A 10,211-nucleotide genomic window follows, 5' to 3' on the forward strand; every position below is an offset into this window, starting at 1 on the left:
AGGAGGAGTCATGAGGATTGCAAAGATTGGCGTTCTTGCGTTGGTCCTGTTCACAATCGCCGCTTACTCGGCGGGCTGCGGAAGCAGCGTCTCTTCAGGCAAGGTCCTGGTCGAAGTCGACGGCGACAAGATCACAGACGGCGATCTGACCTTCTTGAGCGACATCAACCCGCGCATCGCCCAGCAGATCGCAAGCCCGGAGGGCAAGAAGAAGATCCTGGAGAACCTGATCGAGCAGAACCTCCTCTACCAGGCTGCGGTCAAGGAGGGCGTCAACCGCGATCCCAAGGTCAAGGCCAAGGCCGACCTCTATCGCCGGGTGATCATCGCCCAGGCCATGGTCGACAACGAGATCGATAAGGCGGCGCAGAAGTACTATGACGACAATCAGGACGAGTTCAAGAAGCTCAAGCTCTCCCAGATCCTGATAAGCTTCGGCGAAGCCAAGGACAAGAAAGACAAGAAGGCGAGGACAGAGGCCGATGCGCTGAAACTCGCGAACGAGATCAAGGCGAAGCTGGACGGAGGGGCCAAGTTCGAGGATCTCACCCAGGAATACTCCGACGATCAGCTCACCAAGGCTCGCGGAGGAAACCTGGGGCTCGTCGCCAAGAACGACAAGCGGCTGGCCGCGCGCGGCTACGAACCGGTGCTGGAGAAGGCCTTTGAGATGAAGGTGGGCGAGGTCTCGGGTCCGATCAAGGCGCAGGACGGCTATCATATAATAACGCTCACCCGCGGGATAGAGCTCGAGCCGTTTGAAGAGGCGAAACAAGCGATCCTCTTCAAGGTAAGGGGAGATGCACGGGACAAGCTGCTCGCGGATCTCAAGAAGGACGCCAAGGTCGTCTTCGTGGACAAGGAGCTGGCGCCCGAAGCGGGAAGCGGAACCATTCCTGAGGCCGGCGGCACGCCCCCCACGATCAAGGTAGAACCCCAGGGAGAGACAAAACCTGTGCCGACCCCGGCCCCGGCGGAGAAAAAGGCGTTGAAACAGTAGGCCGAAGGCGACATGAATCCAACGCCCCGGTGCCTCGCGGCATCGGGGTTTTTTCTGACCGAGGACCATGGATCTCAATCTCCTCAACTACGAATACCCCGAGGATCTCGTGGCGCAGAGGCCGCTCCCCGCGCGCCACGAATCGCGGATGATGGTCTTGGAACGCGCGGGGAAAAAAACGGAGCACAGGGCGATAGACGATCTCCCCTCTTTCCTCAGACGCGGCGATCTCCTCGTGCTCAACGATTCAAAGGTCGTGCCCGCGCGCCTCTTCGGCAAGAGGTGCACCGGCGAAGAGGTGGAGATACTCGTCGTCGAGCAGCGTAAGGACGGGCTCTGGCGCTGTCTCCTCAAAAAAGCGAAGAGGATAAGACCGGGAGAGAAGATCTTCTTCGGGATGCAGGCGACCTCCACAGCCTGCGGGAGGGAAGGGATCTACCTCCTCATGGAGTTTACAAAGGACTCGCTGGCGCTCGCGATCGAACACCACGGCGTCCCTCCCCTGCCGCCCTACATCAAGAGGGAGGGGTACGAGGCATACACCGAGGAGGACCGCGAGCGCTACCAGACCGTCTACGCCAGGAAACCGGGTTCAGCGGCCGCGCCGACCGCGGGGCTGCACCTGAGCGAGCCTCTCATCGAGAGGGTCAAGGCAGCGGGCGCACAGATCGCCGGCGTGACCCTGCACGTGGGCATCGACACCTTTGCGCCGATGCGCGCGGAGAGGCTCGGCGATCACAGGATGCACGGAGAGAGGATCGAGATATCCGAGGAGACTGCGAACCTGATCGCGCTGGCCAAGGCAGAGGGACGCCGAGTCATAGCTATCGGCACCACCACGACCCGTGCGATCGAATCCGCGGCGACCTTTGAAGTCAAAGAAAGCGCGGGCCACATCTCCTGGCCCAACGGGAGGATACATCACGGCAGCTGGACGAGCGACCTCTTCATAACGCCGGGCTACGATTTCCGGGTCACCGACGCCATGCTCACCAACTTCCACCAGCCGAGATCCACGCTGCTGGCGCTGGTCTGCGCATTCGCCGGGAGGGAGTTCATCCTCTCATGCTACCGGGAGGCGATCAAAGAGCGCTACAGGCTCTTCTCATACGGCGACTGCATGCTGATAATCTGAAGGGGAACGGAGCCATTCGTCTCATGTTCGATTTCAAGGTCATGCGGGAGAGCGGAGGGACCAGGGGCCGCGTCGGGCTTGTGAAGACGCCTCACGGGGAGATCCGCACGCCCGTTTTCATGCCGGTGGGCACACAGGGCACGGTCAAGGCCATGACCCCGGAGGAGCTCGAGGGGCTCGGCGCGCAGATCCTGCTCTCCAACACGTACCACCTCTTCCTCAGGCCCGGCCACGGCCTGATCGCAGGGCTCGGCGGGCTGCACAAGTTCATGAACTGGAAGGGACCCATACTCACCGACAGCGGCGGCTACCAGATCTACTCGCTGGCCGATCTGAGGCGCAGGTTCACCGAGGATGGAGTGGAGTTCCAGAGCCACATAGACGGCGGAGAGCGACACATGCTCACGCCCGAGCTCGCCATCGAGATCCAGGAGGCGCTGGGCAGCGACATCATGATGGTGCTCGACGAGTGCACCCCCTACCCGGCCTCTGAGCACGAGGCGCGCGCCTCCATGGAGCTGTCGCTCCGGTGGGCAGGGCGCTGCCTCGACGCGCGGCGAGGCGCGAACGCGCTCTTCGCGATCATTCAGGGCGGCATGTACCCGCACCTGCGGCGGGAGTACATCGAGAGGACGCTTGAAATAGAAACGAAGTCCGCGGGCCGCGGCTTTCAGGGCTTTGCCATCGGCGGCCTCTCGGTGGGCGAGCCGGTTCCGCTGATGCGCGAGATGGTCGCCTCCACGACGGAGTGCATGCCAAAGCAGAGGCCGCGCTACCTCATGGGCGTGGGCACGCCCGAGGACCTGGTCGAATGCATCGACCTGGGCGTGGACATGTTCGACTGCGTCATGCCCACGAGGCATGCGCGCAACGCGAGCCTCTTCACATCCTTCGGCCACATCAACATAGAGAACTCCTGCTTCGCAGCCGACCCTGGGCCGATCGACGAGGCTTGCCCATGCTACACATGCAGAAACTACAGCCGCGCCTACGTGAATCACCTCTTCCGCGCAAAGGAGATCCTGGCCGCAAGGCTGGCCACAATTCACAATTTACAATTCTATTTCGATCTGATAAATCGTGCTGCCCTCGCGCTCCGCGAGGATAGATACCCGGAATTTAAGAAGAATTTCCTAAGCATGAGAAAGGAGAAAGTATGCTCATGAACATCGCAGTGGCATCGCTCGTCGCAATGGCAGCCCCGCCGGGAGGCGGCGGCCAGCAGCAGGGAAGCCTCTTCTCCACGCTGGTCCCTCTCGTCGTGATCTTCGCAATATTCTACTTCCTGATGATCAGGCCGCAACAGAAGCAGGCGAAGAAACACAAGGAGATGCTCTCGGCCCTAAGACAGGGCGACAAGGTCGTGACCCGCGGCGGCATGTTCGGGAAGATCCACGCCATCGCGGACAACACGGTGACGGTCGAAGTGGCCGATAACGTCCGCATCAGGTTCAGCCGCGACGCGATATCCGGCGTGGAAAACCAGGCCGCCTCCTGACGGGGATAGAATATGTCAAACACATGGAAATATAAGCTCGCCCTCCTCATCTTCCTCACGATCGCATCCGTTTATCTCGTCGTCCCGTCGATATTCGGATTCCAGGCCATTCGCGAGGAGGCCGAGTCCTCAGGGGCCAATCTACCGTGGTACTTCTCGGTCCTGCCGAACAAGGGCATCAACCTCGGTCTGGACCTGCGCGGCGGCATATATCTCGAATTCGAGGTGCAGTCCGGCAAGGCGATCTCCAACAAGGTCGACCTGATGGTCGCCGACCTCGAGAGGTGGATGAAGGAGGAGAAGATCGAGTTCGCCTCGATCTCACAGGAGCCCAGGAAACACATCATAATGATAGCCGGCCTCTCCGAGGACGGAAAAACCAGGGTCATGCAGCACGTGGGCGATTCCTACTCCGACGTCCTGGAGCGCAAGATCGCCTCAGACGGAGCCCTGGAGCTCGGCCTTCAGGGTCACTACGTCAAATACATGCACAACCAGATCGTGAAGCAGGCGCTGGAAAAGGTCAGAAACCGCATAGACCGCTACGGCGTGGCCGAGCCGTCCATACACAGGCTGGGTTCGGACCGCATCGCGATAGAGCTCCCGGGCATCAAGGACCCGGACCGCGCGATCGGAATCATCAAGAAGGCGGGACAGCTGGAGTTCAAGATAGTGGACGACAGCGTCGCCGAGCCGAATCTTGCCCAGATGGTCGCCGAGGCGCGCACCGCGGAGAACCTCCCCGACGATTTTTCGCTGGCGACGGTCGAAAAGATAAACGATTCGCTGCGCGCGAAACTCCCCGAGAACACCGAGGTAGCCTTCGAGATACAGTTCGACCCGGTGCAGAAGAAGGTGGTCAAGGGCGTCCCGTACCTGCTCAAACGCAAGGCTGAGGTCACGGGCGAGATGCTCAAGAACGCGCAGGTCAACGTGCACGACAACGAGCCCTATGTGAGCCTCACCTTCGACGCCCAGGGTTCCGCCCTCTTCGGCGAGACGACCTCCAACAACGTGGGCAAGCGCATGGCGATCCTGCTCGACGGCAACGTCACAAAGGCCCCGGTCATCCGCGAACCGATACTGGGCGGCCAGGCGCAGATCACCCTGGGCTACGGAAATTATCAGAACCTCCTCACCGAGGCCGAGGACCTCTCGCTCGTGCTCCAGGAAGGAGCATTGCCGGCTCAGCTCGTTGAGGCGACAAAGACCGTGGTCGGCCCGTCGCTCGGCGCAGACTCCATACGCCAGGGCGCGATGGCGACCATAGTCGGCGCGCTGGCGGTCTGCCTATTCATGCTCATCTACTACAAGTGGTCCGGCTTCATCGCCAACGCGGCGCTGCTTTTCAACCTGCTGTTCATCCTCGCAGGGCTTGCGATTTTCCAGGCCACCCTCACACTGCCGGGCATAGCGGGAATCGCACTCACCATGGGCATGGCGGTGGACGCGAACGTGCTCATCTACGAGCGCATACGCGAGGAGCTCCGCTCCGGCAAGAGCGCGAAGACCGCAGTCGAATCCGGCTACTCAAACGCAATGCGCACGATCATCGACTCGAACGTGACCACGCTGATCGCGGGCGTGGTGCTCTACCAATTCGGCACGGGTCCGATAAAGGGTTTCGCCGTCACCCTCATCATGGGCCTGCTGATCAGCATGTACACCGCCTGCATCGTCACGAGGATGGTCTACGACTACATGATCGTAAAGCGCAGGATAACGAGGATCAGCGTATAGCAAATCGAGGAGCGCAAGATGCTTGAAAACGTCAAGATACCCTTCATCAAATACCGGGCCCTGTTCATGTCCATATCTCTGGCGCTCGTGGTCGCATCGTTCTTTTTCATGTTCACCAAGGGCTTCAACTACGGCATCGACTTCAAAGGCGGGGCCAAGCTGGGTTATAAATTCTCCTCAACGGTGAGCGAAGGCGATGTCAGAGAGGCCCTGCAGGGCACGCCCTTTGCCGACGCACACGTGGTCCGATTCGGAGAGGCAAGCGAGAACCGGATGAGCATCAAGGTGACACTGCCGGAGGAGCACGCCAAGATAGGCGAGGCGGTCACAGCGGCGCTCGCAGCCAAATTCGGCCAGGAGAACGTAGCGCTCGAACAGGAGGAGACGGTGGGCCCGGGCGTCGGCCAGGAGATGCGCAAGAAGGCCTGGCTGACGATCATCTTCTCGTGGCTCCTCATGCTCGTATACATCGGCTACCGCTTCGATTTCCTCTATGCGCCGGGCGCGGTGGTCGCACTGGTCCACGACACGGCCATCGTCCTGGGCGCATTCGCGCTCCTGGGCAAGGAAGTCAACCTCACGATACTCGCGGCCGTGCTCACGCTCATAGGTTTCTCTATCAACGACACCATAGTGGTCTTCGACCGCATCAGGGAGCACAAGAACCAGATATCGCCGGCCACGATCAAAGACGTGGTCAACACCGCGATAAACTCCACGCTCTCCAGGACCATGATCACCTCGCTCACGGTCCTCTTCATAGTGGTGGTGCTGTTCTTCATGGGCGGAGGCACCCTGCACGACTTCGCCTTTGCGATGATAATCGGCGTGGTCGTGGGAACATATTCCTCAATCTTCATCGCATCGCCGATCTACATCGCCCTGTACGACAACTGGCCGAAAGTAAGAAAACTCTGGGCCAAGCGATAGCCTCATATGCCAAAGACCCTGTCCATCGACGCGAGGTGGCGCCTCGGCGAGGCCGACGAGCGCGCCTGTGCGCTCATATCGAACGAGCTCGGGCTCTCGCGCTTGATCTCCCGCGTCCTGGTCCGCAGGGGGATGACCACTCCTGAAGAGGCGCGCAGATTCTTGAGCCCCAGGCTGGAGGACATCCCCGACCCCTTTTCCCTCCCCGGCATGGATAAGGCCGCCGCGCGCATCGGACTCGCGCTCGAAAGAGGCGAGGGCATCTCGATATTCGGCGATTACGACGCCGACGGCGTCGCCGGCTCGGCGGTCATCGCGGATTTTCTCGAGGCCTGCGGCGGCCGCTGCTCCGTGACTCTGCCCAAGCGCCGCGACGAGGGCTACGGGATCACGCCGGATGCGGTGGAGCGCCTCGCCAAAGATGGCGCCAACCTCATGCTCACGGTGGACAACGGCATAGGCGCAGCAGAGGCCGCATCGCGCGCGCATGACCTCGGCATCGATCTCATAATAACCGATCACCACAGCCCGCGGGGAGAGATCCCAAAGGCGCACGCCGTCGTTAACCCCAAGCTGATCGCAGGCGAATCGCCCCTCAAGGATCTCGCAGGGTGCGGCGTCGCCTTCATGCTGGCGCTGGCCGTGCGCGCAAGGCTCAGAGGCAAGGGGATGCTCCCCTCGCCCGAACCCAACCTCAAGCGTTCGCTCGATCTCGTGGCGCTCGGCACGATAGCGGACGTGGTTCCCCTCACCCACGCGAACCGGATACTGGTGAGCTTTGGACTCGCGGAGATAGCGCGCTGCACGAGACCCGGCATCAGGGCCCTGCTCGACGTATCGAGCACGGCGCCGGACCAGGTGAGCCCCAACACCGTGGCGTTCAGGCTGGCCCCGAGGATCAACGCGGCGGGAAGGATAGACGACCCGATGGTCGCCCTGCGCCTGCTGAGAGAGCGTTCGTACGCCGAGACGCTCCCGATGGCGCGCGCCCTCGATGCCGCCAACCGCGAACGCCAGGGCCTGGAGGAGGCCTGCATCGCGGAGGCGATCGAGAGGATTTCGCAGGACCCCGCGCTCAGCGACCCGGGCGCGATCGTCATCGACTCAAAGGGCTGGCACCTGGGCGTAATAGGAATCGTGGCGTCGAGGCTCGCATCGCGATTTCTCCGTCCCTCGGTCGTGATATCGCGCGAGACGAGTCCTGCCAGGGGCTCGGCGCGGAGCTTCGGGGGGATCAATATCCTCGAAGCGCTCTCTTGCTGCAGCGATCTCATGGTGCGCTTCGGAGGGCACGCGGAGGCCGCGGGGCTCAACATCGACGAATCCAGGATAGCGGAGCTGCGTTCGCGGCTGGGCGAGGCATGCGCCTCCATGGCCGCCGACGCGGAGCCTGCGGCGCTCGTGCTGGACGCGGTCGCTCAGCCGGCCGACATATCCCTGTCGCTGGTCGAAGAATTGAAAGGCATGGCGCCATTCGGCGTGGGGAATCCTGAGCCGATCATCGCCCTGGAAGGGGCCAGGATAGAGGGCCGGCGGACAGTGGGCAACGGACACCTGAAACTCGCCCTCTCCTCTGGAGGCTTTGCGTTCGACGCGATCGGATTCGGGATGGCCGAATCCATGCAGGGCGACGTGAGCACGGTGTCGATAGCGTTCACCCCCCAGCTCAACACGTACAATGGAAACACGAGCCTGCAGCTCAAGCTCATCGCCATTGCGCCTGTTCAAACACATTGATATAGGGTTTTGCCATGTTCGAGATATCGGTCAAAAAATCATTCTCAGCCTCGCACGCGCTCACGGGCAAAAAGGACCTGATCGAGAAGGCGCATGACCATCGCTTCGAGTGCGAAGTGAAAATCATATCCAAAACACTTGGCGAGGGCGGCATGGGGGTGGATTTCCGCCGCGTGGACGAGGCGCTGGACGCGATCGTGGGTCCGATCGAAGGGAAGAGCCTCAACGAGTCCCGGCTGCTTGCGGAAAAGAGCCCCTCCGCTGAGAACATCGCGCTGGCCATCTTCAATATGCTGGGAGAGATGCTCCCGCAGGAAGCGCTGCTCAAGAGCGTCACGATCTGGGAGGACGCAGACCATTCGGCCACCTATTACGGAGAAAGATGAGAGACAGGGCCATAGCATTGCACTCGGGCGGGCTGGACAGTTCTGTGGCCGTGGCGCTGGCCATGCGGAGCTGCGATATCGCGCTCGCATTGACCTTTGACTACGGCCAGCGGGCGGCAGCGCGCGAGAAAGAAGCGGCTGCCGCCTTCTGCAGAGAACGCGACATCGAACATCGTTCGATCGCCCTGCCGTGGCTCGCGGAGCTGGGCAAAAGCCCGCTCACGCACAAAGACGCGAAACTCCCTGTTGTAGAGCCGAAGAATCTGGAATCCAGCGGCCATGAGAGGGCACAGGCAGTGTGGATCCCCAATCGCAACGGTCTCTTTGTCGCGATCGCCGCATCATTCGCAGAGGGGATGGAGGCGAAGCACGTGATCGCTGGGTTCAACAGAGAAGAAGCAGAGACCTTCCCTGACAACGGCGTTCCATTTATGGAGGCGACTGAAGGCGCGCTCTCCTTCTCCACCCTGAACAAGGTGGGAATCCTCTGTCCCACCAAAAACATGGACAAGAAAGCGATCGCCAGGGAATTCATCGCACTGAAACTCGGGCCGGACTCGTTCTGGTGCTGCTATGAAGGCAGGGAGAAACTCTGCGGCAGATGCGAGTCCTGTGCGCGCACGATGAGGGCGTTCAAAGCGAACGACGCATTCGATGCGATCAGGGAGAGATTCGAACAAGGGACAAGGTGACACAGATGAAAGGTGCATGGATAGAAAAGGAAACCCTCTACGACGGCACGCAGCTGAGATCAGGCTGGGTTAAGAGCCATACGGGGCTTTCCGGGAGCGCGATCGCCTCGTTCGCAGGCCCTGCCGACGTGCCGATCGAGAACATGGTCGATCTCGAAGATGTCGCACGCAATGCCCCGATCTTCTCAAACGATATGCTCCACTTCATCGCCGAACACGAGGAGCGCGACCTGCCCCTCGCGGTCGCGCGGCAGAGACTGCTCGTCGCGATCGCCGTGGACGCACTCAGGGACCGCGCGAAGGGCGCAAAGATCGAGCGGAGGGGCGACGACATCTTCGATGGCGATCGCAAGCTATCGGTCTCCATCGCCACTAGCTCCCCGCGCTCCACGCTCATCCACTTTGCGATCAACATCCGCAGCGACGGCACTCCCGTGCCAACCAAGGGGCTCTCGGACTACGACATCGAGCCGAGAAAACTCGCCGATTCGATCCTCGCGCGATACTGCGGGGAGATAGAGTCGATGGAGAGAGCTGAGAATAAAGTCAGGCCGGTAGATTAATAAGAAAACAGAAGCAGGGCTTCCGTGCCCTTCCCTGCCGGCAGGCAGGCTTCGCCGCGCGCTCGTCATCGGGTACGCGGCGGTGTTTTGACCCCCGTCTGCCTGCTGTGTTTTCGTGCACCGCTGCTGCGAAACGCTGCACCCTTTCCACAACACCTCGAAGATCAGACTAATAAATATACTCGATAATCAAGGCCTTCCACTCCATGGCCATCATGAGCAGCCTTGGCATGGAGTTTGCTTAACCACATTAATATGGTTCGCGATCGATCCGAAGGCATTCTTCCAGACGGCTACCCATCTCTCCTCACCGAGATAAAGGCGCGCATCCAAAGGACGCGGGTCAAAGCAGCCCTCTCGGCCAATTGTGAACTCATCGAGCTCTACTGGGACATCGGGAAAAGCATCGTGGAACGGCAAAGTGTCGAGGGGTGGGGCAGATCGATTGTCGAGCGGCTGGCAGCGGACATCCAACGGGCCTTTCCAGGCATTGGCGGTTTTTCGCCTCAGAACATCTGGAAGATGCGGGC

The 10,211-nt window shown here is 61.0% G+C and carries 11 protein-coding genes; all 11 read left to right on the plus strand.

Annotation, left to right across the window (positions count from 1 at the left end):
• Positions 1 to 10 precede the first annotated feature (10 nt).
• A complete protein-coding gene (locus WC683_10815) occupies positions 11 to 1,000 on the plus strand; it encodes a peptidylprolyl isomerase (protein ID MFA4973099.1) in 990 nt (329 codons plus the stop codon).
• Positions 1,001 to 1,067: 67 nt separating this feature from the next.
• Positions 1,068 to 2,135, plus strand: coding sequence for a tRNA preQ1(34) S-adenosylmethionine ribosyltransferase-isomerase QueA (gene queA / locus WC683_10820; protein MFA4973100.1), 1,068 nt, complete (start codon positions 1,068 to 1,070; stop codon positions 2,133 to 2,135).
• Between the two features lie 23 nt (positions 2,136 to 2,158).
• Complete coding sequence (gene tgt, locus WC683_10825) at positions 2,159 to 3,301, plus strand: tRNA guanosine(34) transglycosylase Tgt (GenBank protein MFA4973101.1); 1,143 nt, start codon at positions 2,159 to 2,161, stop codon at positions 3,299 to 3,301.
• Complete coding sequence (gene yajC / locus WC683_10830) at positions 3,298 to 3,633, plus strand: preprotein translocase subunit YajC (GenBank protein ID MFA4973102.1); 336 nt, start codon at positions 3,298 to 3,300, stop codon at positions 3,631 to 3,633. Before tgt ends, yajC begins: the two co-directional genes overlap by 4 nt.
• Before the next feature lie 12 nt (positions 3,634 to 3,645).
• On the plus strand, positions 3,646 to 5,373 hold the full coding sequence (secD, locus tag WC683_10835; GenBank protein ID MFA4973103.1) for a protein translocase subunit SecD: 1,728 nt from the start codon (positions 3,646 to 3,648) through the stop codon (positions 5,371 to 5,373).
• Positions 5,374 to 5,391: 18 nt separating this feature from the next.
• Entirely contained in the window at positions 5,392 to 6,303 is a 912-nt protein-coding gene (gene secF / locus WC683_10840) for a protein translocase subunit SecF (GenBank protein ID MFA4973104.1), read from the plus strand.
• Positions 6,304 to 6,309: 6 nt separating this feature from the next.
• Positions 6,310 to 8,040, plus strand: a complete 1,731-nt coding sequence (gene recJ, locus WC683_10845) for a single-stranded-DNA-specific exonuclease RecJ (protein MFA4973105.1) — start codon at positions 6,310 to 6,312, stop codon at positions 8,038 to 8,040.
• Between the two features lie 14 nt (positions 8,041 to 8,054).
• A complete protein-coding gene (locus WC683_10850) occupies positions 8,055 to 8,426 on the plus strand; it encodes a 6-carboxytetrahydropterin synthase (GenBank protein ID MFA4973106.1) in 372 nt (123 codons plus the stop codon).
• Complete coding sequence (gene queC / locus WC683_10855) at positions 8,423 to 9,118, plus strand: 7-cyano-7-deazaguanine synthase QueC (GenBank protein MFA4973107.1); 696 nt, start codon at positions 8,423 to 8,425, stop codon at positions 9,116 to 9,118. Before WC683_10850 ends, queC begins: the two co-directional genes overlap by 4 nt.
• A 5-nt stretch (positions 9,119 to 9,123) precedes the next feature.
• The gene (locus WC683_10860; GenBank protein MFA4973108.1) at positions 9,124 to 9,681 is read left to right on the plus strand and encodes a DUF366 family protein; all 558 of its coding nucleotides are present in this window, start codon (positions 9,124 to 9,126) and stop codon (positions 9,679 to 9,681) included.
• A 255-nt stretch (positions 9,682 to 9,936) separates the two neighbouring features.
• Positions 9,937 to 10,211 (plus strand): DUF1016 N-terminal domain-containing protein (locus WC683_10865; protein MFA4973109.1); only part of this gene is annotated, 275 nt, incomplete at its 3' end.

This window comes from bacterium, from assembly GCA_041648665.1.
Classification (GTDB): Bacteria; UBA10199; UBA10199; order 2-02-FULL-44-16; family JAAZCA01; genus JAFGMW01.